General features: G+C 45.6%; 23 protein-coding genes. 16 read left to right on the forward strand and 7 right to left on the reverse strand.

Annotated elements, in window-relative coordinates:
- Positions 1-53: 53 nt before the first annotated feature.
- Together U719_RS01610 and U719_RS01615 are read right to left on the reverse strand one after the other, a co-directional pair.
- The gene (locus tag U719_RS01610) at positions 54-4,238 is read right to left on the reverse strand and encodes an AAA domain-containing protein (protein WP_023466898.1); all 4,185 of its coding nucleotides are present in this window, start codon (positions 4,236-4,238) and stop codon (positions 54-56) included.
- A 179-nt stretch (positions 4,239-4,417) separates the two neighbouring features.
- Positions 4,418-5,626 (reverse strand): hypothetical protein, encoded by a 1,209-nt coding sequence (locus U719_RS01615; RefSeq protein WP_023466900.1) that lies wholly within the window; start codon positions 5,624-5,626, stop codon positions 4,418-4,420.
- 255 nt (positions 5,627-5,881) lie between these two features.
- Between U719_RS01615 and U719_RS01620 the strand changes: the two genes are divergently transcribed.
- Entirely contained in the window at positions 5,882-6,736 is an 855-nt protein-coding gene (locus tag U719_RS01620) for a hypothetical protein (RefSeq protein ID WP_023466901.1), read from the forward strand.
- Between the two features lie 36 nt (positions 6,737-6,772).
- Here the strand turns inward: U719_RS01620 and U719_RS01625 are convergent, their stop codons facing one another.
- The 3 genes from U719_RS01625 to U719_RS01635 all read right to left on the reverse strand — a co-directional run bounded on the left by U719_RS01625 (position 6,773) and on the right by U719_RS01635 (position 8,512).
- Positions 6,773-7,243: a hypothetical protein gene (locus U719_RS01625; protein ID WP_023466903.1), complete on the reverse strand. Its 471-nt coding sequence runs from the start codon at positions 7,241-7,243 to the stop codon at positions 6,773-6,775.
- 12 nt (positions 7,244-7,255) lie between these two features.
- Complete coding sequence (locus U719_RS01630; protein WP_023466905.1) at positions 7,256-7,858, reverse strand: hypothetical protein; 603 nt, start codon at positions 7,856-7,858, stop codon at positions 7,256-7,258.
- A gap of 222 nt (positions 7,859-8,080) precedes the next feature.
- The gene (locus U719_RS01635; RefSeq protein ID WP_023466907.1) at positions 8,081-8,512 is read right to left on the reverse strand and encodes a VOC family protein; all 432 of its coding nucleotides are present in this window, start codon (positions 8,510-8,512) and stop codon (positions 8,081-8,083) included.
- Between the two features lie 219 nt (positions 8,513-8,731).
- On the opposite strand from U719_RS01635, the gene U719_RS01640 reads away from it, so the two are divergent.
- The 11 genes from U719_RS01640 to U719_RS01690 all read left to right on the forward strand — a co-directional run bounded on the left by U719_RS01640 (position 8,732) and on the right by U719_RS01690 (position 19,946).
- A complete protein-coding gene (locus U719_RS01640) occupies positions 8,732-9,745 on the forward strand; it encodes a LacI family DNA-binding transcriptional regulator (protein WP_023466908.1) in 1,014 nt (337 codons plus the stop codon).
- A 204-nt stretch (positions 9,746-9,949) separates the two neighbouring features.
- Positions 9,950-11,257, forward strand: a complete 1,308-nt coding sequence (locus tag U719_RS01645) for an ABC transporter substrate-binding protein (RefSeq protein ID WP_023466910.1) — start codon at positions 9,950-9,952, stop codon at positions 11,255-11,257.
- Positions 11,258-11,317: 60 nt separating this feature from the next.
- Entirely contained in the window at positions 11,318-12,214 is an 897-nt protein-coding gene (locus tag U719_RS01650) for a carbohydrate ABC transporter permease (RefSeq protein WP_023466912.1), read from the forward strand.
- A 3-nt stretch (positions 12,215-12,217) separates the two neighbouring features.
- On the forward strand, positions 12,218-13,141 hold the full coding sequence (locus U719_RS01655) for a carbohydrate ABC transporter permease (protein ID WP_023466914.1): 924 nt from the start codon (positions 12,218-12,220) through the stop codon (positions 13,139-13,141).
- A gap of 23 nt (positions 13,142-13,164) precedes the next feature.
- On the forward strand, positions 13,165-14,511 hold the full coding sequence (locus tag U719_RS01660; protein WP_023466915.1) for a GH1 family beta-glucosidase: 1,347 nt from the start codon (positions 13,165-13,167) through the stop codon (positions 14,509-14,511).
- Positions 14,512-14,572: 61 nt separating this feature from the next.
- Positions 14,573-16,930: a carbohydrate binding domain-containing protein gene (locus tag U719_RS01665; RefSeq protein ID WP_023466916.1), complete on the forward strand. Its 2,358-nt coding sequence runs from the start codon at positions 14,573-14,575 to the stop codon at positions 16,928-16,930.
- A 154-nt stretch (positions 16,931-17,084) separates the two neighbouring features.
- The gene (locus U719_RS01670; RefSeq protein WP_023466917.1) at positions 17,085-17,558 is read left to right on the forward strand and encodes a hypothetical protein; all 474 of its coding nucleotides are present in this window, start codon (positions 17,085-17,087) and stop codon (positions 17,556-17,558) included.
- 303 nt (positions 17,559-17,861) lie between these two features.
- The gene (locus tag U719_RS01675; RefSeq protein ID WP_041255271.1) at positions 17,862-18,365 is read left to right on the forward strand and encodes an RNA polymerase sigma factor; all 504 of its coding nucleotides are present in this window, start codon (positions 17,862-17,864) and stop codon (positions 18,363-18,365) included.
- Entirely contained in the window at positions 18,349-19,203 is an 855-nt protein-coding gene (locus tag U719_RS01680) for an RsiV family protein (protein WP_023466920.1), read from the forward strand. Before U719_RS01675 ends, U719_RS01680 begins: the two co-directional genes overlap by 17 nt.
- Positions 19,204-19,316: 113 nt before the next feature.
- A complete protein-coding gene (locus tag U719_RS01685) occupies positions 19,317-19,613 on the forward strand; it encodes an excalibur calcium-binding domain-containing protein (RefSeq protein WP_023466921.1) in 297 nt (98 codons plus the stop codon).
- Between the two features lie 153 nt (positions 19,614-19,766).
- The gene (locus U719_RS01690) at positions 19,767-19,946 is read left to right on the forward strand and encodes a hypothetical protein (protein ID WP_023466922.1); all 180 of its coding nucleotides are present in this window, start codon (positions 19,767-19,769) and stop codon (positions 19,944-19,946) included.
- Between the two features lie 77 nt (positions 19,947-20,023).
- On the opposite strand, the gene U719_RS01695 is transcribed toward U719_RS01690, so the two are convergent.
- Positions 20,024-20,347 carry a thioredoxin family protein gene (locus U719_RS01695; RefSeq protein WP_023466923.1) on the reverse strand — a complete coding sequence of 108 codons (324 nt, stop codon included), beginning with the start codon at positions 20,345-20,347 and terminating at the stop codon, positions 20,024-20,026.
- A 299-nt stretch (positions 20,348-20,646) separates the two neighbouring features.
- Here U719_RS01695 and U719_RS01700 point away from each other — a divergent pair, with 299 nt between their 5' ends.
- Positions 20,647-21,516 carry a cation diffusion facilitator family transporter gene (locus U719_RS01700; RefSeq protein WP_023466924.1) on the forward strand — a complete coding sequence of 290 codons (870 nt, stop codon included), beginning with the start codon at positions 20,647-20,649 and terminating at the stop codon, positions 21,514-21,516.
- A 45-nt stretch (positions 21,517-21,561) separates the two neighbouring features.
- Here the strand turns inward: U719_RS01700 and U719_RS01705 are convergent, their stop codons facing one another.
- A complete protein-coding gene (locus U719_RS01705; RefSeq protein WP_023466925.1) occupies positions 21,562-21,903 on the reverse strand; it encodes an ASCH domain-containing protein in 342 nt (113 codons plus the stop codon).
- A gap of 156 nt (positions 21,904-22,059) precedes the next feature.
- Between U719_RS01705 and U719_RS01710 the strand changes: the two genes are divergently transcribed.
- From U719_RS01710 to U719_RS01720, 3 genes are read left to right on the forward strand one after another with little or no spacing between them, the layout of a single operon-like run.
- Positions 22,060-22,545 carry a MarR family winged helix-turn-helix transcriptional regulator gene (locus U719_RS01710; RefSeq protein ID WP_023466926.1) on the forward strand — a complete coding sequence of 162 codons (486 nt, stop codon included), beginning with the start codon at positions 22,060-22,062 and terminating at the stop codon, positions 22,543-22,545.
- Entirely contained in the window at positions 22,538-24,262 is a 1,725-nt protein-coding gene (locus U719_RS01715) for an ABC transporter ATP-binding protein (protein ID WP_023466927.1), read from the forward strand. The genes U719_RS01710 and U719_RS01715 overlap by 8 nt, the downstream gene beginning before the upstream one ends.
- Positions 24,259-26,115, forward strand: coding sequence for an ABC transporter ATP-binding protein (locus U719_RS01720; RefSeq protein ID WP_023466928.1), 1,857 nt, complete (start codon positions 24,259-24,261; stop codon positions 26,113-26,115). The genes U719_RS01715 and U719_RS01720 overlap by 4 nt, the downstream gene beginning before the upstream one ends.
- Positions 26,116-26,172: the final 57 nt, after the last annotated feature.

Below are 26,172 nucleotides of genomic sequence, written 5' to 3' on the forward strand. Positions count from 1 at the left end.
CATTTCTAATTAAATACAATAATATGTTTATACATTGTGTACTTAATAGATTCTTATACGTATTCAATTAAGGCTGGTTTTATCTCCATCTCTTCAAGCGTCGTCCATAACGATTCCATCGCTCGATCAGCATCTTGATAAAAATGACGACCACGGACACGCCAGAATTGCCAACCTGCGCGTTCCAACACCTTTTGTCGGAACATATCTGCTTCATAAGCGTCTGGACCGTGCCAGCGTTCTCCATCACATTCGACAGCAAGGCGATTGTGTTCACCTTCAACGACGAGATCGATCCGGTAGCCATTCACTTGTACTTGTGGTGTGACGAGGTAACCACGAGCAACAAGGCGACGATAGACGGCCTCTTCGAATGGAGAATCAAAGCGATGTTTCACACTATCGAAGGATGCTTGGTCACCGAGGGGATTTTGACAATACCCAAGTAATTTATAGCGCATACAGTTGTTGTTTCCGATATCGTTTAACGTCACGGAATGGAACAAAATCATTTGATCACGGGCTCGACTAGCCGCGACGTTGAAGCGTTGACTATCCGTCTCTTTTGTCATCGACATGAAGCGTTTATTTGGTGCGACGACCATTGAGAGAAGCATGACATCTCGTTCGTCTCCTTGGAACGTATACGCATCTCCGAAGCGTACTTGATGCTGCATCAAGACATCGATTCCGATTTCCGATGTTGCGATCCGCTCGATTTGCGTCGCTTGCGCATTTCCAAGTAAGGAGACGACACCAAACGTCCGATTGTGATAGAGCGGATCCTGAATCATTCGTTTTAATTCAGCAACAATGGCACGAGCTTCTGGAACGTTAACCTTATCTGTCGTCGTCTCATCGACATATCCATCACTGACGAAATGATTCTTTACTGCAGGATTCAGTCGTTCAGCTCGCTGTGGTAAGCGGAGTGGAACAATCGTACCTTCGTAGACATGAGCATTACTGAAGCCGATGATTTCCGGAACGCAGCGGAAGTGTTCCCGTAATCCAACTTTTGTACTGAACTTAACAGAAGCGAGTGAATAGAGACTACTCGTTCCATCGAACAACGCCATCGTGGAATCATCTCCAAAATAGGTCTTTCGCTTTTCTTCGACGTTATCTCGATTATCAAAGCTCGTCGGACTAATTTGACGATCATCTCCGACGATGATGGCTTTACGTGCCCGTGACAAGAGGGAAATCGCGTCCATCGTGCTTTGAGAACTCTCATCAAAGATGATGACGTCAAAGAGATCACTTGCTGCCTTGAAGGATTCGAGTACACGGTTGACAGGCATGATCCAGACCGGAATCGCGTCTTGTGCTTGCATCATTTGTTTAGCCGCTTCTTTTCGATACCGTGGGGCATGTTTCCCTGTCCCTTTTCCGACTTTACGAATCAAGGTTGCCCAACTGTTCAGTTGCTCTTGCTTCGAAGGCGTCATCCGTTTGAGTTGTTCTTTCCATGCCAGTGTGGCACATAGTCGTGCGACAGTTTGACCTTCTTCTTGCTCAAGACGGTGCAAGTGCTCACGCTCGTCCGCGTCACTTAATGCTTCTAGTCGAGTTTTAACATAGGCAAGATGCCAAGCATCTCGAAGTTCGAGCGCTTGGAACGTCGGTGCACTATTCGTTCGTAACGCCGTGATCCAGTTTGGTGCTGCTTGCTCGAGTGTGTCACTAAGTGTTTGTAAGCGGCTCGCTCGGTGTTCGTTTGTTTCTAGAACGCGTAACTCTTCATAAATAACTGCATACTGATCCGGATTCCAGTCACGAATTGCCTGTTGTAAAGGTAAGGTGATGGGATGCGTCAACTCTGCTACGTCGAGTAGTGATAACCAGGTCTGTTGCTGGGCTGTTAATTCATCTAAACGATTCAACTCGAATAACGTTTCGAGTGCATGTGTTTGCGTTGTTAGCCAGTCCGCTTCATACATGAAATCATGTTGTTCATAACTTGCCTGCAATGGACGAACGACTTGTGTGAAATGCTGCATGATGTCGTCTAGAGAGCGGAAGACATCAAGTGCTTTTCTGTACGTCGTGATTTCAGGTATCGTCAACTCAATCGAGTGGTGCTCGAAGCGATGTTTAAAGGTACGTTCCAATTTTCGAAGTGAGTCAATATATGTTAAGTGCTGTAAAAGTAGTGTGACGTCAGCAGCACTCGTTAATCGTTTCTGATCAATCATCACTTCATCTAGTAGGAATGCGTATTTTTTTCGTTTTGTCCACTTGAAGAACACACCATCGACCTTATTACCTTCAAATAGCGGTAAGAGTTCTGCTGCGAGTGCAGATACATCTTGATCGGTTGTTGGAATCGCGAAGTCGTGAAGAGAGACGATTCGTTCAAGTTGCTCGATCTCATGCAACGCCTGCTCGAACGATAAGCGATCTTGTTCGAGTTCATCGAAATCAGATGAGTGTGCCAACCAATGACAATACAGATTCACTGCCCATTGCTCAAGAAGTGGATATTTTCGAGACGACTGACGCAACCAGTCTAAGAGTTGATTTTTCGTATCATCAGAGGCAGATTTCATCCAGGCGACTGATGAAGCGATTGGTTCAAGTTCGCGTAGTGTTTGTACTTCATTGACGATTTCTTTAAAAAGTAATGGTTTGGCAAAAGACGTTCGCATAGGACGACGCCCTAAGATTTTAAGTTCAGCCAATGCCTCTTGGTCTTGCATCAATTCATATAATTCTTGAATATCGATCGCACTCATAGGTGCCTCTTCTGTTAAGAGTGGCGTCGGGATGTGTGTTGAAAGTGTTGATTGACTGATCCACTTGGCCCATTCGAGTGGTGTTTTTGTTTCTTGTCCAATCGTTAAACCACCATGTTCGACGATGGCTTGATCGAGCATCGTCCGACGAGTCGATGCAATCTCTTGACGAATCGACTCTAACCGCTGGCGAATCGTCGTAGCACTGACTTCTAGTTCTTCAGCAGACGTCTTGTTCAAATAGCTTGAGATCCCATGTAAGGATGTTTCTGTCTGTTTGATCGTCTTTGAATCTGCCCCAAGAACGGAAACGGCAAGTTCACGAATTTCAGCAGGTAACTTGTCACGAAGAACAGTCAGCGCGTGCTCTTTTTCACTTGTGACAAGGACCCGCTTACCATGTGCCAACAGATGCGAAATCAAATTCGAAATCGTATGGCTTTTTCCGGTACCGGGAGGACCTTGAACGACGACACCGGCATTGTTACTGAGTTGCTGTAGGATGCGTTTTTGTTCTTCGTTATACGGAAGTGGAAATAGAATCTCTTCTCCGACTGCTTGCCACTCTGTTCGATCTTGTTGATCGAGTGCGGCGATGGCAGCATCATCAGAAGTAAAGAATTGCTCGAGTGCTGGTGAGAGCGGTAAGTCTTGTTCAATGGCTTCTGCGAGATGTTCATGTTCTTCGACCCAGCTATGGTTCGACTTAGGACGACGATAGAGACAGATGTTTGGTAAGACGTAGACATCTGCTTCCTCACCATAGGCGTGATCCGCATGCAATAAACGTAAGACTTGTTCACTCCGCTCTTGGAGTTGTTCATTGTCCCATGGATTAAAGTCAAAAGCATGATCTTCTTTAAAGGCAAGCTCATACTCAGAAAGCTCGGCTTTCATCCAAACACTATCCCAGTTCAACATGTCCAACTCGAGCTTTGGCAAGGTCGGTGTCGTTTCGATACGGAAGACGCTCTTTTCCGTATCAAAATCAATGACAGCCGGTCGAACGAACAAAGGACGTTTGATGGATTGGGTTGGCCAATGAAGGTGACCAAACGACCAGACGATTTCGTGTGTATCATTATCTGTCGTTTGGAATTGATACATGCGGTACATCAAATCATAGAGGGCTTGGGCTTTTTCATGTTGTCTTTTTTTCTCTTTCCAGTCTCGAACGGCTAATTCATAAGTCGTCCAAACGGAAGTCAATTCAGTAGGGAGAGAAGCCTTTGGTGTGACCTCATCACCATTAATGACCGTCCATTCAGTAAGTTTATTTGGAAGTACAGGACGATCCGTTGTGAAAGCAGGTTGGAACTTTACTTCGACTACGGTTTGTCGGCCTTCATCAGACGTCGAGTTGACGTTTGGGAAAGTAAGTGTCGTCTCGTCTAAAATCGCGGTATAGGTCTTCGTATCGCGTTGCGTTTTTAATCCTAGTTTTTTAACGGAAGCCATGAATTGAAACAGATTGATTGCTTTTGTTCGAGTAGTGCTCATTACTAGATTGCTCCTTGTATGTAAATTTAAAAGTTAGGAAATTAGAGGTGGTTTATTGAAAAATAAATCGATTAATTCCTATTTTTTAGGACAGTATTAGTATACAAGGAAAGGGGATAGAGAGAATAGTGCAAAGCAAAAAAGACCTTCCGAATTATTTATCGGAAGGTCTTTTACGATTATGGAAGTTCAATCGTTATGCTGTTATCAGAAGAAGAATCAATCGGATCTCCTGTAGCAGGATCTGTTGGTAATCCAATCAAGAAATCAAGAGAAGTCAGCGTGTCAGCTGATTCTTCCATAAAAACATAGAAGCTCCCCTTATCAGTCATACCGGCTTTTAGGAGAGGCAAATCTGCGTCTGGATTATAGCTTTTGTCCAGTGTGAACTTTCCAACAGGACTATACTCATTTATACCGTTATTGATAAAGGTGCCAGCAAACGAGTAGTAACAGTCTATTGATGTATTGTTTTGAACGGTTGCATCTACTTTTAATACGGAAGTAGGCTCTACATCAAACATGAATTTTTTGACGAATGGCTTATAGTCAGTGACCTCTCCAATTTCGATTTGATCGATTTCGTAAAAGAAATTAGGGGCTAGTTCAATTTTTTTATTAATTTTTTGTAGTTTCAAAGAACTGTATGACCCATAGTACTTTTCTGTTTGATCATAAATTTTTTTATCAGGCACATCTGCTGTATCGACAGAAGTATCTTGTTCTGTCTCAGAGTCACTAGTTATAGGTTCTTCAGCAGTCGTTTCTTCATCAACGGAGTCATCTGTAGTCGTGCTATCAGTATTGGTAGAAGTACTAGCAGTAGGTTCTGAATTAATCTCAGTGGGGGCTGAAGTAATCACTTCGTACGAGGTTACTAAGAATAGGACGCCAAAAGATAAGACAAACTTCCATATTCGAGGAAGCTCTTTAAAAGACTGATGCTTTAACAAAAAAAGCACACTCATAAAAATACCTACTATACCAATGCAAAGTATGATGTAAAAAATATTTTCAAAATGAAGTGCAGTGGCAAATATAGTGAGTATAAATAATGTGAATAGCAAAATAGTTGGAATAAAAATTTGTGGAGAGGGCCGACTTTTTGGGTTTTTGTAGCTGTAATAAAGCATCCAACAAAGTGAACTAAATATGATGACATATAAAATCGGTAGCATTATGATTTCATACTGACCATCTTGGTTATACAAAACGTACACATTGAGTAGAGTTAAGGTGAATAGTAGGCTACTTAACTGAAGTAGAAGGGTAGTGTTTTTTACTTTTTCTGAAGACTGACCCTTTTTTATAACTTGGGAACGATAAATAATTGTTAAGATTAAAATCGTTAACGAAAAATAATTCATGATTATTAATATAGTTTGCATATTAGACCTCCTTCTTTAAAAACTAGAACAGTGTAATATTAATAAAATTCCCTTACATCATTAAAAACAATCAATTTATTAACAAAAAAATTAAAATATTCATATGAATATATATTAAATACAACTTTTGAGAGGATATTTAGATTTTTATTTCTTCAATACTTATTTTGTTTATGATCTATCTTTGACTACTTTGTGTACTATAGAAATGAAGTATCAAACAGTGACACGAAAATAATCTGAGGAGTGTACAGTATGAGCACTAAAATTTATCTAATAGAAGGGCTCCCAGGCTCGGGCAAAACAACAACAGCTGAAGCATTAACTCGTCTATTGCAAGAGCAACAAATCAATACACGCATTCATATCGAAGGAGATCTCAACCATCCTGCAGATTATGAGAGTGTCGCTTACTTAACGATGAATGAATGGATAGACTTTCAAAGTAAATACGCTTCACTCGATGTCTTACGATTTGCTGAGGTGTTCAACGCCTACGTGCTGGTATCATATCGCCAGTGGCAGTCAGAAATGGATATTCCTGAAGCAGCACTTGCGTTTCTGCAAGCAAGAGATATCTATGAACTACCGTTCGAGTTACACCAGTCATTGATCTTTAAAAAGTGGGAAGAATTCGTCGCTCAAGCGTTAACGACGGATACAACATATGTTTTTGAGTGCTGTTTCTTACAAAATCCATTGACGATGGGACTCATCAAATACGATCTACCGGAAGCGACGTTGCGAGCGTATATTGAACGCATAGCGACGATTATCGCACCGTTACAACCCGTTCTCGTTTATGTTGATCAAAAGGACGTAGAAAAAAGCTTTCGTAAAGCATTAAACGAGCGTCCGACAGAATGGGCGGACGGATTCGTATCCTATTACACTGAGCAAGCATATGGTGTAAATCGCTCTTTATCAGGAGTGGAAGGGACGATTACGATTTTACAGGCACGACAAGTATTAGAGCGTCAGTCGTTAGAAATGCTTCCGTTCAGAGTAGAGGTATTCGGAAATGAAGATTTTTCAGTAGAAGCAAGACAAGTCTGGTTAAAGCAGTTGATTCAGTCAACTGTGCGTTCGACTTCTTTAAGCGAGAGCTAACTAAAAGGCGATTCCAAGTCACGGAATCGCCTTTTATCATTGCGACAAGCTCTCTATTTTTTCGAGTAAATCATCCTCGTATTTTTTATCAGAAATGATCTCGACGAGCTGATGAAAAGATAAAGCTGCTTGTTTAAAAGCTTGAATGAAGTCTGATGTATCATAGACTGCTTCTTCTTGATCAATGGTTAATGAGAAGCGATTTTCACTTATTTTTTTAAAGCATACTTCGATAGGTGTGTTCGGGAAATAGAATGTAGCAGATCCATCCTCTAGACAGTTTTTCAAAGCGTCTGCATAGTACTGCCACAGTGGTGCAAGTTCATCTGAGTGATCGGCTCCTTGCATGATTCCATTCTGGGTAAAAGAAATCGTACCGTCTAGATTTAAAAAGCCATCTTCTAACCAATCCTCTTTTTGCTGAATATACACTTGAATGCGATCTTGCTCTGTGATGTTCACGTGTTTCTGTTCATTTTCTAAAAAGATAAAAGTTTGGATATGCATAAATCCCACTCCTTATTTCATTAATGGATAAAGTTGACGTATATGTCCTTTTTCAACGCCCATGACATATTTTACGCCATCAACTGTTCCTGTAAATTGCTTTGAACCTGTAGAAGAAACTTTTGAAAGACCACTTCTATTTTGTTTGGCTACATTTATAGCAATAGATTCTACATCTTTAATCGATAGTTTTGAATCAAAGAAAGTTTGTTTTTTCACATTTTTTTTACTATCGGTCCAGTATCTTGGGTGATGTCTTTCAAGCATATGCTTCATATCTGTTTTAGTAATGACATATTTTTTGGAACCAGTTGAATAGGTAGTTCCTTTATAATTTTTAAGTGCATTGACGACTTTGCTTTTAGGAACCTTTTTGTATGTTTTTGATCCTATCTTTGCTAATCGTGTAGCGCTTTTTATGATTAATTTTCCGACTAATACCGCCCAAGCATCAGCAGTATGATAACCAATGCTCAAAGAGTTGATTTGTGTTGTGTATTCATTTTTACGTTCTTGATCGTATCTAGGATTTATAGTTTTATTGTTTACAAAAATGGATGGTGACAAAGTAGAAATTAGTAAACTCATGACTAAAATGAACGCAACTTTTTTCAAAATAAGCCCTCCTTTGTGGTTGATATAACAATAGCAAATTTTTACTAATATTCTTTAACAGCTAAAGAACAATTAGATTAAATCTCTGACTAAACAGTAAAAAAATTGTATTATTTAACAATTAGACATTTAGATAATGAATCATATTATTAAGTTAAAAAGGTCACTTTGAATTAATTGCATTGAAAAGGCGACTTTTGTAATAAAAGTCGCCTGAAAATATTAAGTGGTAGGCACTTCACTCACTACATGATTGACTTGCCACTGGACACCAAACGTGTCTTCGACGATTCCATACGCTTCACTCCAAAATGTCTTTTGGATCGGCATGATGATGTTGCCGTCTTTTGCGAGTTGATCGAATGTCTTCTGTAACACGTCCACGTCCGATAAGTGGAGCGCCAAGGTAACGTTCTGACCGATCGTGACCGGATCATGCGGCATTGCGTCTGAGAACATTAAGCGGGTACCATGAACGATCAGTTCAGCATGTAGAACAAGTGACTGCATCTCTTCAGGGTAGGGTTGACCGTCAGGACCGGGACCTGGTCCGAACTCCATGATGTCCGGTATTTCTTGACCAAAGACCTGTGCATAAAACGTCAGTGCCTCACGCGTGTTGCCGTTAAAGACGAGATACGGATTGATTGGCATGGGAAAGCTCCTCTCTAAAAAAGCGAAGTGTGTTTTTTTAAGTATACCAAACATTTGTTCGCATTAAAAGGGAAATCGAGTTCTTTTCGAAGTGAATCGAGTATGAATGATAACGTTTTCATATTTTCTGATATTTATAAAAAAATAGGTTGCAACTTCCAGAGAGACTTCGTATACTAAATTTATCGAAAGCGCTTTCGGTGAAATGGAGTGAGTAGCATGGGAACAATTTATGATTTAGCGAAGATGACCGGTTTTTCGATTACAACGGTCTCAAAAGCCTTAAATAATTATTCGGATGTCAGCGAAAAGACGAAAGCAAAAATCGTCCAGGCAGCAGCCGAGATGGGATACTTACCGAACGCGCACGCCCAGTCGCTCTCGACGAAACGTTCGTGGACGATCGGTGTCATGTTCTCGGAAGCACATGGCGTCGGAATGATGCATCCGTTCTTCAACGCGATCATTGAAAGTTTCCGAAAAGCAACAGAGCAACAAGGGTATGATCTCATCTTCGCATCGCGGAATTTACGCAATCGCGACATGAGCTACCTCGAGCATTTCCGACACCGAGCAGTCGACGGCATCGTCGTCATCTGTTCCGATCAGATGGATCAACACGTCCAAGAATTGATTCAAAGTACGATTCCAATCGTCGTCGTCGATATGGACAGTGCTGATTGTAGTGTCGTCTACTCGGATAACATTACCGGGGGCACACTTGCCATCAATCATTTGCACGAACTCGGTCATCGTCTGATCGCCCACATTGCAGGGGATACAACGACAGATGCCGGAAGAGCGCGGATTGAAGGCTATCAGCAAGCAATGGAACAACTTGATTTGCCGATTCCAGACGGCTATCTCGTCAATGGCGGATTCTTTTCCGGAGAAGAAGGCAAGCGGGCAATGAACGAGTTGCTAGCACTACCTGATCGACCGACAGCCGTCTTTGTTGCTGGGGATGAAATGGCAATCGGTGCGATTGAGGCGATTCATGAAGCCGGTTTACGGATTCCAGAAGACATCTCAGTCGTTGGGTACGATGATATTTACATGGCGCAGTACATCACACCGAAGTTGACGACGGTCCGACAAGATACGGAAACGATCGGTCAGCACGCAGCATCAGTCTTGATTGAACAGATCGTCAACAAAAAACGGGTTACGACACGTGATGTCATTCCGGTTAACTTGATGGTTCGTCAATCGACAGGTCCAGTACCTGAATAACACAATGGTTGTTTCGGAATCGCTCTCGCTCGTTGTCAGTGAGGAAAAGCGAGAGCGATTTCGAAATCATTTTTTATCACTTTTTCCGAAAGGGCTTTCGGGAATTTTCTTTAAAGCCTTTTCGAAAGCGCTTTCGATATTTTTGAATAACAAATTGAAACCGCTTACCTATGAGCGGAATACTTAACAAAAGGATGAGATGAGATGAAGAAACAGTTAGTTAGCGTGTTAACAGTCGGTGCGTTAACAGCAAGTGTCCTTGCTGGATGTTCAGGTAGCAGCGAAGAAAAAACGAGCGGCGGGAAAGAAGTCTTGAAAATCTGGTCGTTCACGGATGAGTTAAAAGAACCAATCAAAAAGTTCGAAGAGAAAAACGGAGTCAAAGTCGAATTGACAATCGTACCAATCGCCGACTACCCGACGAAATTGAAACCAGCTCTTGAAAGTGGCGTCGGCGCACCGGATATCTTCACAGGTGAGATTGCGTTCCTCAAGCAGTGGGTCGATGCTGGATACTGGGCGAACCTCTCTGAAAAACCATTCAACGCAGGCGAAGTCAAAGATGACTACATCCCGTACGTCTATGACATGGGGAAAGATAAGGACGGCAACGTGCGTGCGCTGTCATGGCAAACGACACCAGGTGGCGTCTACTACAAACGAAGCATCGCGAAAAAAGTTCTCGGTACAGACGATCCAAAAGAAATCGGTGGCATGATGGACTCGATGGACGGCGTCTTCGAAGTCGCTGAAAAAATGAAGAGTAAAGGCTACAAGATGTTCCCGGATGAAGGGTCAATCCGTTGGTTCGCACAAGGGAACGACCCACAACCTTGGGTCAACGATAAGCAAGAGCTCGTCTTGACACAAGACAAGAAGGATTACATGGATTACGCAAAAGAGCTTCGGACGAAACAATATACAGCCCTTGCGCCAGAATGGTCACCATCATGGTTCGCAGGCATGGATAAACCGGTCAAAGTCAAAGAAAACGGTAAAGAGACAGAAACAGAAGTCTTCTCTTACGTCCTCCCGACATGGGGTCTTCACAGTGTCCTCAAAGAAAACGCGAAAAAATCAGCGGGTGACTGGGCGGTCACAAGCGGACCGAGCCCATACTTCTGGGGTGGTACGTGGTTAGGTGTCTACAAAGATTCGAAGAAACAAAAGCTTGCGTATGATTTCGTCAAGATGATGACACAAGACGAAGCGTTCCTAACAGATTGGGCAAAAGAAACAGGTGACGTGTTAGCGTACAAACCAGTTACTGAAAAAATCAAGACCGACTTCAAAGATGAGTTCCTCGGCGGACAGAACAACTATGAGTTCTTCCTTGATCAAGCAGACAAGATCACACCAGGAATCGTCACGAAGTATGACCAGCAGCTCGATACATTGTATGGTGCATCGGTCATGGAATACGTCCAAGGTAAAAAATCAAAAGACGAAGCACTTGCTGAATTCTACAAAAAAGTCAAAAACGCGTATCCGGACGTAAAAGTACCGGAATAAGGAGAGTAGGTGGGGCGATCCTCGCCTCACCTCTTCTTGTTTAAGAAAGGGGTTTGACCTGTGAAAAAACTCGATCGCCATGGGTATCTGTTCATCGCACCGTTTTGGATCGTATTCTTGATCTTCAGCATCTATCCGGTTGCCTTGACTTTCTATTACAGCTTCACGAACTACACGGGCGCTGAAGGCGAACAACTCGTCGGACTCGCGAACTATACGCGGTTACTCGGGGATACGTACTTCATCGAAGCGTTCTTTAACACTCTGAAGATTTGGGGTCTTAACTTCATCCTTCAGATCGGCGGCGCCTTATTGCTCGCCTTATTGTTCTCGGATCTCCAGTTGAAATTAAAAGGACTTGCCTTCTTCCGGGCGACGTTCTACTTACCGAACTTGATCACGATCAGCTCGGTCGCCTTATTGTTCGGCATCTTGCTCGACTGGCAGCATGGTTCACTGAACATGATGTTGATGAAAATCGGAATCATCTCGGAGCCGATCAACTGGTTGACGCAACCGGTGACGGCACAAATTTCCGTCTCGCTCATCCTGACATGGATGTGGCTCGGGCACTCGTTCATCGTTGTCATGGCAGGCGTATCTGGGATCTCGAAGGATTACTTCGAAGCAGCCTTGATTGACGGAGCGACACGTTGGCAAATCTTCTCACGCATTACATTGCCACTCTTAAAACCGATTTTGCTCTACATCATGATCACGTCCTTGATCGGTGGTCTGCAATTGTTCGACCTGCCGATGTTGATCACGGATGGTGTCGGTGCGCCAGATGGTGCCTTGAACACGATGGTGCTCTATCTCTATAACCAAGCTTTCAAATACAACAACTATGGCTACGCCGCTGCTGTCGCATACGGACTGTTTGCCATCACGCTCGTCTTTTCAATCATCGTCTTCAAAGGGATGTTCCGAAAAGAACGTTCACCGAAAGGAGCCTGACCGATGGAACGAAATGCAGAAGCACGTCGGATCGTGCCACAAACGGAGGAACAACCGGAGCGTGTCGAACGCCCGCTCAAGTTGACGCCACCACCGAAACAAAAGAAAGCCTGGTTCGGCAAAAGTGTCATCTATATTGGTCTCGTCGTCTTGACGATCGCCTGTATCATCCCGTTTTTGATGATGATCATCAACGCGACGCGCTCGAACGAAGAAGTCTTGTCCGGATTCTCGTTGATTCCGGGGAACTCGCTCGCTGAGAACTACGCGGCACTCAGCGCTTACGTCAACATCTGGTCCGGTTTCAAGAACAGTTTGATCATCGCTGTTCTTGTCACTGTCTTATCGGGGTATTTCTCAGCGTTGACAGCGTTCGGATTCGCTTTTTATCAGTTCAAAGGGAAGAATGCGATGTTCGTCTTCATGCTCGTCATGATGATGGTTCCGGGTCAGCTCGGATTGATCGGTTTCTACGAATTAAGTAAAAATCTCGGGTTGCTCGATAGTTATATCCCCTTGATCGTTCCGGCGATTGCAAGTCCGTTCACGGTCTTCTTCGTCCGACAGTATGTCCAGACGGTCTTGCATCCGAGTCTGATCGAGGCAGCACGGATGGACGGAGCGAGTGAGTTCCGGATCTTCCATACGATCGCTTTGCCGATGATGATGCCGGCGATCGCGACGATGTCGATCTTTACATTCATTGGTTCATGGAACAACTACATCATGCCGCTCGTCTTACTCTTCTCTCCAGAGAAGTATACGTTACCGGTCTTGATGGGCTTCTTGAAAGGGTCACAAGTCGCAGAGAACTTAGGCTCGCTCTATCTCGGGATCGCGATTTCTGTCGTACCGATCATGATCGCCTTCTTGTTCCTCTCGAAATATATCGTCAGCAGTATCTCGGCAGGTGCCGTTAAAGAATAAGTAGCTTAAAGGAGATTACACATATGAAATTTGCACCGAACTTCGTATTCGGAACGGCGACGTCGTCGTATCAGATCGAAGGCGCCCACAACGAAGGCGGACGTACGCCTTCGATCTGGGATGCCTTCTGTGATGAGGATGGAAAAGTCTTCGAACAACATAACGGTGATATCGCTTGTGACCATTACCACCGTTATGAAGAGGATATCCAGCACATCAAACGTCTCGGCGTCGACACGTACCGCTTCTCGATTGCCTGGCCACGGATCTTCCCACAAAAAGGGGTCTACAATCCGGAAGGCATGGCGTTCTATAAGAAACTCGCGACACGTCTGCGGGCAGAAGGCATCAAGCCAGCCGTGACGCTGTACCACTGGGACTTACCACTTTGGGCACATGAAGAAGGCGGCTGGGTCAACCGAGCATCGGTCGACTGGTTCCTCGACTTCGCCCGTGCTTGTTTCACGGAACTCGACGGGATCGTCGACTCGTGGATCACACACAATGAACCATGGTGTGCCGGGTTCCTCAGCTACCATCTCGGACAACATGCACCAGGTCATACGGACATGAACGAAGCCGTTCGTGCCGTGCACCACTTGTTGTTATCGCACGGAAAAGCAGTCGAACTGTTGAAGGGTGAATTCAAATCGGTCACACCGATCGGTATCACGTTGAACTTGGCACCGAAGTATGCGAAGACGGATTCCGTCAACGATCAGCTGGCGATGAACAATGCAGACGGATACGCGAATCGGTGGTTCCTCGACCCAGTCTTCAAAGGTCAGTATCCGGTCGACATGATGAACCTGTTCTCGAAATACGTCCATTCGTACGCCTTCATCCAGGAAGGCGATATGGAGACGATCTCCGTCCCATGTGACTTCTTCGGAATCAACTTCTACAGCCGTAACCTCGTCGAGTTCAGTGCTGCGAACGATTTCCTGCAGAAGGATGCGTACTCGGATTATGACAAGACAGGTATGGGCTGGGATATCGCCCCGAGCGAATTCAAGGACTTGATTCGTCGCTTGCGTGCCGAGTATACGGATTTACCGATCTACATCACGGAAAACGGTGCGGCATTCGACGATGAATTGGTCGATGGTCGCGTCGCTGACCAGAACCGGATCGATTACGTCGCACAACACCTCCAAGCCGTGTCTGATTTAAACGAAGAAGGGATGAACATCCAAGGCTATTATCTTTGGTCACTGCTCGACAACTTCGAGTGGAGCTTCGGCTATGATAAGCGCTTCGGAATTCTCTACGTCGATTTCGAGACACAGGAACGGATTTGGAAAGACAGCGCCCACTGGTATGCGGGCGTCATCGAGCAACATAAGGCAACGATTCCGCAAGAAGCGTAACAAAGGAGGCAAGGTCGAACATTCGTCCTTGCCTCTTTTTGACTAAGAGGAGGAAACAGACATGAAGACATGGGTAGCACTGGCGGTCGGGACCGGTTTATTGCTGAGCGGTCAAGCGGTCGACGCGAAGGCAGACAAAAAAGAGACGAAGTGGAAGCTTGTCTGGGCGGATGAGTTTCAGGCAAAACAACTCGACCGGACGAAATGGACGTATGATACGGGGAACTGGATCAAAGATGCGAACGGACAACCCGTCTCACCGGGTTGGGGCAACAATGAAAAACAATACTACACGACGAAGCAAGATAACTCGTTTATTCGCAACGGGAAACTCGTCATCAAGGCGAAGCAGGAAAAGACGACGGATGATCTCGGTACATACGATTACACGTCAGCGAAGCTGAAGACGAAAGGATTATTCAGTAAGACGTACGGTCGTTATGAGATCAAAGCGAAGCTGCCGACCGGAAAAGGGCTTTGGCCTGCGTTCTGGATGTTACCGGAGCAAGATAAATACGGGGCCTGGGCAGCGTCCGGTGAGATTGACGTCATGGAAGCTTGGGGCAGTCAGCCGGACAAGGTCGCTGGAACGATTCACTACGGGGAGAACTGGCCGAACAATAAGTATACGGGGAAAGACTATCACTTCCCAGACGGACAACGCATCGATCAATGGCATACGTACGCGGTCGAGTGGGAGCCGGGCGAGCTCCGCTGGTACGTCGACGGCAATCTCTATCAAACACAAAACGATTGGTACAGTAAAGGCTTGAACGCAGCAACGAACTATAGTTATCCGGCACCGTTCGACCAAAACTTCTATCTCGTCATGAACCTCGCGGTCGGCGGTTGGTTTGATGGTGAAGTCGATGCGACGACGAAGTTCCCAGCCGAGATGGAAGTCGACTACGTCCGGGTCTATGATTTAAAAAACCGAGCGTACCGTGAACCGGTCGAACCGACCTACGAAAACGTGACGTTACCGGACGGAGCCAAGCAACCGATCGATGGTAACCTCGTCTACGACACAGCGTTTGAACAACCGGTCACGATGATCACCGGTAATCAATCGTTTGATCCACTGTACTGGAACTATGTCACGCTCCCGGACTTCGGTGGCAAAGGAAGTCTTGCGATCATTGAAAAAGAGGGGCAACGGATGGCGGACGTCACGATTGATCAGCCTGGTTCACAGACGTACTCCCATCAGTTGATTCAAAACGTATCCCTCGCGCAAGGTGGACGTTACCAAGTCAGCTTTGACGCGAGCAGCACAGCAGACCGGAAGATGATGGTCAAAGTCGGCGGTGGAGCAGAGCGTGGGTACACGAAATATTCGAATGAACAGTCGATTGCTCTGACACCGAGCGTCAAACGGCATACGTTCACATTCGATATGGCGGCAGAGACGGATCTCGCAGCACGTCTTGAGTTCAACCTCGGACTTGAAAAAGCGGGTGTTCAGATCGGGAACGTCCGTGTCGAACAGATTCCGCGCGGCGTCATCGATGAAGATGCAACAAAACCGGCACTACCGGACGGGAATCTCGTCTACAACGGGACGTTCGATCAAGGGGCGATGGACCGTTTGACGTACTGGCATTTCAACGGTAACAAGCGGACGACAGGGGCTGTTAATCCTGAGTCACGTGATTTCCGTTATGAAGGACATGGACAAAAAACGACGGCACGTTTAACGCAAAAGGGACTTCAACTAGAAGCTGGGCATGCGTATCAGCTTCGATTCACAGCAGGTGCGAAAAAAGCGAAATCACTTCAGGTGAAAATCACTGGGGCACAAGAGCAATTGAAGCAGACGACTGTACCGTTGACGAAACAAGCAACGACCGTCGACATTCCGTTTACGGCTTCACAAACGGCAGATGACAATCAGCTTGTGTTTGACTTCAGTGGACAAGCCGGGAAAATCTCGCTCGATGATGTGGAGTTGATTGATGTGACACCGGTGCCGGTTGATCCGTCACCACTGAAAAACGGTTCGTTTGCAAACGGATTGACGTCATGGTCGTCATACGTCCACTATGATGCGCAAGCCGCTATCGAAGCTGTCAATGAAGCAGCACGCATAAAGATTGGAGCGGAAGGACAAGAACCATGGAGTGTCTTGCTCGAGCAAGGAAACTTGTCACTCGCGAAAGGCAAAACATATGAATTGAGCTTCACGGCATCGTCGACTGTATCGCGTCCGATCGAAGTGACGATTGAAAATGCTTCGTACACGCGTTACTTCAGTCAAGTCGAGCCAATCACGACAACACCGAAGACGTATAGCTATACCTTTACGATGGGACAGGCGGAAACGGGGGCGTTGAAGTTCCTGATGGGACGCGCAGAAGGTTCGCCGTTCGCTGCCCATGATGTGATGATTGATGATGTGAATCTTAAAGTGAAGGAATGACTAAGGCAAGGCAATGGACACGTCCATTGCCTTGTTGTGGTTTAAACGACAGAGACGAATAATTTATTGAAATGGAAGAGGAACGAAACCCATCATATGGAATATTAAGTAAGAGAAAAGATAGGTACTCATGTTTTTGGGGAGGAAACATATCATGCGTCAAAGGAACATACCATATCGACTGCTCTTTCTGTTAATTTTAATGAGTATGATTGGAATCAATGGCTGGTCCGCGATACTTCATCCCGACGGAACGATAAATGGATGGCAAAGCATTGCTTCAGTCATCTGGTTCGGCTATTTAGTCGGCTCGCTGTTTTACATAAAGGAAGAGAAGATGTATCGATTAATCGCGAGGTATCTTTGGTTCGGTCTGATTTCGACACTGTATATTTATGGTGTCTGGTTGCTCGAAGGAATGTTTTCAGAGACACTTTGGTTTGATCTATTAGCGAGTCTTGAGTTTTTACTGTATTTTATTTTTGTCATTCCATTGTTTGGATTAAATGCTTGGACGAATGTCCTGTTTGGTGAATTTTCGTTATACATGAGTGTCTTATACGGTATCGCGCTCATTTTACTTCAGGTGAAAATGTGGAGTGATACATCACGACATTTGCATTATTAAGTAAAAAGGTGAGTTGTATGTTGAGTCCCGTAAATGAACGTGAAGAACGGACGGGGAAACGTGAATGCCGAAAACAGCGAAAGGTTGATATTGGATGTATCACAATCGTCGGCATTCCATTACTTTTCATCGTTCCGTTTCTGTTGATTATCCTTATCTTAATGAAGTCTGCTCCATGAAAAGGTGACTTGGTGTCACCTTTTTTTGTTGTGTCGTCAACTTTTTTCTCGACTCGCCCGTCTTAATGATGTATACACAGAACGATATCGAAAAAAGGAGCCGCGGCCTATGACCTCTCGTCAAATGAGAAAACGGGAAAAAGCATTCGTCCGTTTTTTAAAACAATACAAACCGAATCTCTACTGGTTGACCTACAGTTATATGAAAAATGAACAGGATAGTCTGGATGTGATTCAGGACAGCATCCAAAAAGCGTTGCAATCACTCGATCGACTCGAAGATGAGGAACGGATGAAAGCCTGGTTCTATCAGATTTTGACACGAACAGCGATTGATGCGATCCGGAAGCGTCAGCATAGTATCAGTTACGATACGGATCGACTGATCGAACTCGTCGCAACAAAAGAAGATACGTATCCCGATTCCGATTTGCGACAGGCGCTTGAGGAGCTCCCAGTCATGTACCGGGAAGTCGTCATCTTACACTATTTCGAGGACTTGATCTTAAAAGACGTCGCAACGATTTTGGAGCTGAATTTAAGCACGACCAAGTCCCGGCTGTATAAAGGATTGACCTTATTAAAAATGAAATTGAATGGAGATGATCTAGATGTCGAACAAACTTGACGATCTGAAACAAGCTTACCAACAACCACCGGTTCCAAAAGAACTCGATGAGATGATTGCACAAGTCGAGCGCCGGACGCGTCCCTCGCGGACAAAACGCTCCGTGTTGATCACAGCCGCCGCGATCACGTTATTCGTTGGTGGATTAAATAGTAATGCGTCGTTTGCGGACGCGATGGCGAAGGTACCGGTCTTTGGTCAACTGACTGAGATCGTGACGATTGACTGGAAAGAGACGAAGACACAGCAGTCGGCTGATATTAAAGCTCCTCAAGTGACGTTACCGGACAAGGCACTCGAGCAACAATTGAACGAAAAGTATATTGCGGAAGGACAAGCGCTCTACGAAAAGTTTGAGCAGGAGACGAACGGACAGGAAGGGGCATTTGCCGTCGATAGCCGCTATGACGTCAAGACGGATACGGAAGACTTGTTGTCGATCGGTCGAACCGTCACTGAAACACGGGCGAGTGCATCAGAAAGCGTCCAGTACGATACGATCGATAAGAAACAACAGCTCATCCTGACATTACCATCTTTGTTCAAGGATGATGGATATATCACGACGATCAGTGATTACCTAAAAGAAGAGATGCGTCGGCAAATGAAGACGGATGAAGGGAAAGTCTACTTCGTCGAAGGAACACCGGATGTACCGGAGGACGAGCAGTTCAAGCAGATTTCCGCAAAACAAAACTTTTATATTACGGCAGATCACAAATTAGTCCTGTCGTTTGACGAGTACAGTATCGCTCCAGGATATATGGGCATCGTCGAATTTAAGATTCCGACGTCAATTTTAAAAGGTGAACTCGTTAGTCCGCATTATATTCGCTGAATTCCAAAAAATGTAACCATTGATATAAATTATAAAAAAATAGCCATTTTTTTATAATAACCTCTTATAATCAAAAGACGAATCGTTGTTTTTTGAAAAAAGGAGGAATCCCTATGAAAAAATGGAGTTGGCTTGTACTCGCGGGTGTCGTCAGTCTCGCCTTGATCCATGTTCCAGCAGCTAGTGAAGCGGCAACGAAAGCAAAAGCCTTTAAAAACTGTACGGAAATGCAGCAGACGTACAAAGGCGGCGTTGCGAAAAAAGCGGGGCTAAAAAATCGGACAGGGTATGACAAGAATGGAAAACCGATCTACAAAGCAACAAAGTACAAAGCTTACGTGAGCCTTGCGACGTATAACGTAAACACGAAGAGCGACCGGGATAAAGACGGCATCGCGTGTGAACGTTAAATAAGCAAAAGTAGTCTTTCTCGAGCGGGAGAAAGACTACTTTTTTGTAGATGTTGGTTGTTCCTTTCAATTATGTAATCCTTAGAAAGCATTATGCATGGTAGTGTTGTAGCGACGAAAGACGACAAATACGTATTGAGTAGGAGGACTATGATGCGAAAACGAGATTATCTAATTTTCTTCATTCTATTTTTTATTTTGAACCTTATTAATTTCTTAGGATCACTAGGTATGCAGGATATTTTAGCGATTGTAGTCGTAGCCCTGATCGAAGCAGCTATAGCTGGAACGATTACGAATCTGTTCACCCGTATCTTTTTTAAGAAAAGTTGAGACGGATTGAAGTAGCACTCCAAATCAGATCGATACATAAAAAATAACCTGACGCCGCAGCGTCAGGTTATTTTTGCTTAGTTGAAGTTTTGCTTTAAGAATGCTGTAACTTCTTCTGGTGTTTTAGCATTTGCACTGTGCAAATGCGCTAGTTTTTCATTGTTTTTGAAGACGAGCAAGCTTGGGATTCCCATGACATCGTGGTTCGATGCGATTTCAGGGAACTCATCCTTGTCGATCGTATGGATTGGTAAGTGGTCGAATTGTGACTCGACGTCCGGCATGAAGTAATCCATCCGTTTGCAGTCCGGGCACCAGTCTGCTTCGAACTTGATGATGACCGGTGCATCACTTGAAATCAATTCCTTGAATGTTTCTTCACTCTTAATGAATTCTGCCATTGTGAGAACTCCTCCTCTTGGTGTTGTACCTTTAGTCTACCGATTCCCTTCAGAACTTGCACGAATTATGTTCGTCAAAGAGTCTGACAAGTCAAAAAAGTTGGTTGCTCTTTAAGATAATGCTACCGATTTTCTTGAAAAGAGCCACATGAACCAATCAAATTCAGTTTGGTATAGAGCAACATTATTGCGTATTTGTTAATTATCTAGTTTGAAACAAAATGATTTCTCTAGACCCACTCGATTTCCGACTGGTACGATGAGGTTTGCTAATCGCAGAGAAAGTGGGGGCGACGAGAATGGAACAACAAAAATACGATAATCTAAAACGCGGCGAACGCGGTGCGATGATCAGTATCGCAGCCTATATCTTGTTATCATCTTTAAAATTAATCATCGGGTATACAGCAGATTCTGCCGCACTCCGGGCGGACGGTTTGAACAACGCGACCGACATTATTGCGTCGATCGCCGTCTTGATCGGCTTACGGATTTCGCAACGTCCGGCAGATGACGATCACAAATACGGACACTGGAAAAGTGAGACGATCGCTTCGCTCGTAGCTTCCTTCATCATGATGGCAGTCGGTCTTCAAGTCTTGATCGATACAATCTCGACATTGTTCGAAGGCAAACAGGAGTCACCTGATATCCTCGCTGCATACGTCGGAATCGGTTCAGCCCTCGTGATGTACTTCGTCTACCGCTACAATAAGAAGTTATCCGAGGAGATTGAAAGCAAAGCCGTCATGGCAGCGGCGAAAGATAATTTATCGGATGCTTGGGTCAGTGTCGGGACGACGATCGGGATCGTCGGATCACAGTTCGGCATGCCATGGCTCGATGTCGTGACCGCGATCATCGTCGGCTTCTTGATCTGTAAGACAGCGTGGGACATCTTTACGGAAGCGTCACACGAACTGACGGATGGCTTCGATGAGAAGAAGCTGAAGATGTATGAAGATGTCATTTTCGATCTCGAAGGTGTCAAAGGGATCAAGTCAATTAAAGGACGCAACTATGGAAACAATGAAGTCGTCGATGTCGTCATCCTCGTCAACTCCACATTGAATATCCATCAGGCGCACGATATTGCGACACGTGTTGAAGATACACTGACGGAAGAATATGGTGTCTATGATATCCATGTACACGTCGAACCCGAATGAATTCAAAAACGTCTTTTCTACGCTGACTGTAGAAAAGACGTTTTTTTATGGTTCTAATGCGATCGTCAGAGCCAGTGCCCCGTACTGTTGCTCGGCTTCTGTTGAATAGATCGAGTAAGTCGACGACACGAGTTCGTCGAGCGACCAACCGACACAGTCGATAGCTTCGTTTGGGATGTGTTCATAAAGCGCTCGGAAATCAGGAAAGACTTGTCGTTTTGTTACACGAACAAGTAGTGTCTCGCTCGTTTCCGTATGGGTGAACTGAATCTGATCACCGACGTGTACCTGTTGTCGTTTTGGATCATTCAATCGAATCTCGACGATCTTGCGTTCCTGCTCGATCGAACGAAACGGTTCTTCGAATAAGCCCATTTCATGTCTCATCTATGCTCACTCCTTGTCTTCCTTGAGCATAACAAAACTATGTGATTTTTCACATTGCCTTTTCGTTGACAATCAAAAATAATCGGCGTAATTTAATTCATATAAGTAATTGTTCCTTTTGGAACGATTTGAAATGGAACAAGGAGGCGAAACAAGATGGATCAAACGGAAACGACCCGTTCGACTGCGATGATGCAGTCGTTTTGGAATGTGCAACGACACCTCGTCCGAGCAGCGCATCAGACGGCGCAGGAAAACGGACTCAGTTTACCGCAATTTCATAGTCTGATGACGATTGCACCGCGTGGACCGATCTCGCAAAAAGAGCTCGCCGCACATACGCACTTACCGAAAAGTACGCTCAGTCAGTCGATTGAAGGACTCGTCCAATCGGGTTGGGTCATTCGCGAGACAAACCCTGACAATCGACGGGAAGTCGTCTTAAAGCTTAGTGATCAAGGGCAGCAATTCGTCACTGACATCAAGGAACAAGAGAAGGGAATGCAACGTCAACTGGAGCAAGTGCTTGCGACGATTGACTCGGACGTATTTGAACAAATGCTTGAAACACACGCAGTGATTGCTGAGGGAATCGGTCAGATTTTACGTCCAGATCTGAAAGGAGGATGTTCGGATGATTAAGTTACTCAAACGGTTGACGGTCTATAAATGGGCGGTCCTTGCTGTGCTCGTCTTGGTTTTCGCGCAGTCGATGTCCGATTTGTATTTACCGACACTAATGGCGGACATCATTGATAAAGGCGTCGTTACCGGCGATACCGCGTATATTTGGAAAATTGGTGCCGTCATGCTGGGGATAACCGGTGTCGGGGCGTTAGCTGCCGTTGCCGCCAGTTATTATTCATCGAAGGCGTCGATGGGACTCGGACGGGATATTCGTCGCCAAGTCTTTAACCATGTAGAACGGTTCTCCCTGCAAGAGTTCGACCAAGTCGGAACGGCGTCATTGATTACGCGGACGACGAACGATATCACGCAAGTCCAACAAGTCGTCATCATGATGTTACGGATGGTCGTAAGTGCGCCGATCATGTTTATCGGTGGATTGATCATGGCCGTCTCAAAAGATGCCAAACTATCACTCGTCATCGTCGCGGCAATGCCGGTCCTTGTGATTTCAATCCTGTTGATTCTGTGGAAAGGGGTTCCGTTGTTTGGGAAGGTTCAAAAACGACTCGACCGTCTGAACCTCGTCTTGCGGGAGAACTTGACCGGGATCCGTGTCATCCGTGCCTTTAACCGGGAACGTGATGAGCAGGTTCGGTTAACGAAAGCGAACGCGGATTTAACAGAAGTCTCGATTAAGGTCAATAAAATCATGGCGTTCTTGATGCCGGTCATGATGCTCGTCATGAACTTAACCGTTGTTGGTGTCATTTGGTTCGGGGGAATTCGGATCGATAATGGCGGCATGCAGATCGGGGACTTGATGGCGTTCATCCAGTATGTCATGCAAATTATGTTCGCGCTCGTCATGGCATCAGTCATGTTCGTCATGATTCCGCGAGCAGCCGTCTCGGCGAAACGGATCAATGAAGTCCTCGAGATGACTCCGACGATGACAGATGAGGGAACACAAACCGCTGACCGTGAAAAAGGAACGCTCGTCTTTGATCGTGTCACGTTCCGTTACCCAGGAGCTGAGACACCCGTCTTATCCGAAATCAGCTTTGCGGCAAGACCAGGTGAAGTGACGGCTGTGATCGGCGGAACGGGTTCCGGTAAATCAACGCTCGTCAATTTGATTCCTCGTTTTTATGATGTGACGGAAGGGAGCATCCGCGTCAACGGTGTCGATAGCCAGGATGTACCGCAAGAGGAACTGCGGTCGAAAATCGGCTTCGTTCCCCAAAAGGCGTTACTGTTTACGGGTACGATCGCTGAAAACATTCGCTTCGGGAAAGAGGACGCGACAGACGAAGAAGTCGCGCATGCAGCGCAAATCGCACAAGCGACCGATTTCATCGAACGGATGCCGGACGGTTACGAAGCACGGATCGAACAAGGTGGGTCGAACGTCTCCGGTGGACAGAAACAACGGTTGTCGATTGCGCGAGCCCTCGTTCGTCGACCAGATTTATATGTTTTTGATGACAGTTTTTCAGCGCTCGACTTTAAAACTGATGCGGCACTTCGGAAAGCCTTACGGGAAGAAACACGCGAGGCAACCGTCTTGATCGTCGCTCAGCGTGTCAGCACCGTCATCGATGCCGATCAAATCATCGTCCTGGATGAAGGGAAAGTCGCTGGAATCGGAACGCACGATGAATTGTTTGCTGACAATGCCGTCTATCAAGAAATCGTTAAATCACAACTATCAGAGGAGGAAATCGCATGAGTGAGAAAAAACGACCTGCCGGCGGTCCTCCGCCTGGTGGTCCCGGTGGCGGAAATATGATGATGCTCGGAGAAAAACCAAAGGATTTCAAAGCAACGTTCCGTCGTCTGCTTCGGTATCTGCGTCCGCGTCGGACGGCACTCGTTGGTGTTTTCCTTGCAGCCATCCTCAGTACGGTCTTCATGATTGCCGGTCCGAAAATCATGGGAACGGCAATCACGGAATTGTTTGAAGGGGCATATGCGAAGTTCCAAGGTGTACCGGGAGCAGCGATCGATTTCACGAAAATCGGACAAATCCTGCTCTGGCTGGCTGGACTGTATATCATCAGTAGTCTGTTCAATTACTTGCAACAGTATTTGATGTCAGGTATCGCTCAAAAAACAGTCTACGATTTACGCGAAGACGTCAATCATAAACTCGAACGCCTGCCATTGAAATATTACGATGGTCGTCCGAACGGGGAGACACTCAGCCGCGTGACGAATGATATTGATACGATCGGGAGTACGTTACAACAAAGTGTGACATCGTTCATCACCTCAATTGTGACAATCGTCGGAATTCTGATCATGATGTTGACGATTAGTCCGATTCTGACATTGATTTCACTTGTCTCATTACCGGTCTCGATTTTTGCGATCCGTCCGATTTTGAAACGGTCCCAAAAATACTTTGCCGATCAACAACGGACGCTTGGACAATTGAACGGACACGTCGAAGAGATGTATACCGGACACTCGGTCGTCAAGGCGTTCGGACATGAACGCAAAGCGGTCGAGCAGTTTGATGCCGTCAACGAAGAGTTGTATGAAGCAGGACGTAAAGCACAGTTCATCTCCGGGATCATCATGCCAATGATGATGTTCATCGGGAATATCAGTTACGTCTTGATCAGTATCGTCGGCGGGATTCTCGTCACGCAACGGGCGATCTCGATCGGGGATATTCAAGCGTTTATCACCTATACACGCCAGTTCACGCAACCGATCACACAGACGGCGAACATCGCGAACATTGTCCAATCGACGGTCGCAGCAGCGGAACGTGTCTTCGAATTACTGGACGAAGAAGAAGAAATCAAGGAAGTGACGACACACCGTCTTACGCAGGCTGAAGGGGCGGTCGCGTTTGAACACGTTGATTTTGGTTACGGAACCGATCTCTTGATCGAGGACATGAACATCGATGTCTCACCGGGACAAACCGTCGCAATCGTTGGACCGACGGGTGCCGGTAAGACGACAATGATCAATCTATTGATGCGCTTTTATGAGTTGAACGGGGGGACGATTCGGATTGACGGCATCGATACCCGCGAGATGTCACGCGAAGACTTACGGACGACGTTCGGGATGGTCTTACAAGATACGTGGCTCTTCAACGGTACGATCCGGGATAATCTTGCTTACGGTAAGAGTGGAGCGACCGAGGAGGAAATCATCGCCGCAGCCAAAACGGCGCACGCTGATCACTTCATCCGGACGTTGCCGGACGGGTACGATACGGTCTTGAATGAGGAAGCCTCGAACATCTCGCAAGGTCAGAAACAGTTGTTGACGATCGCTCGGGCCGTTCTTGCCGATCCTCCGATCATGATTCTCGATGAAGCGACCTCTAGTGTGGATACACGGACGGAAGTCTTCATCCAGCAAGCGATGCGTCGCTTGATGGAAGGACGGACAAGCTTCGTCATTGCCCATCGTCTCTCAACGATCAAGGATGCCGATTTGATTCTCGTCATGAATCAAGGAAGTGTCATCGAACAGGGCACACATGAAGAATTGCTCGAGGCAGATGGTTTTTATGCGGATCTGTACAACAGTCAATTCTCTGAAAAAGAAGTCGTTTGATATAAGGCAGTGTCGTCATTTAGACGATACTGCTTTTTTACGAAATGATTGTTGTAG

The sequence above is a fragment of the Exiguobacterium sp. MH3 genome (assembly GCF_000496635.1).
Lineage (GTDB): Bacteria > Bacillota > Bacilli > Exiguobacteriales > Exiguobacteriaceae > Exiguobacterium_A > Exiguobacterium_A indicum.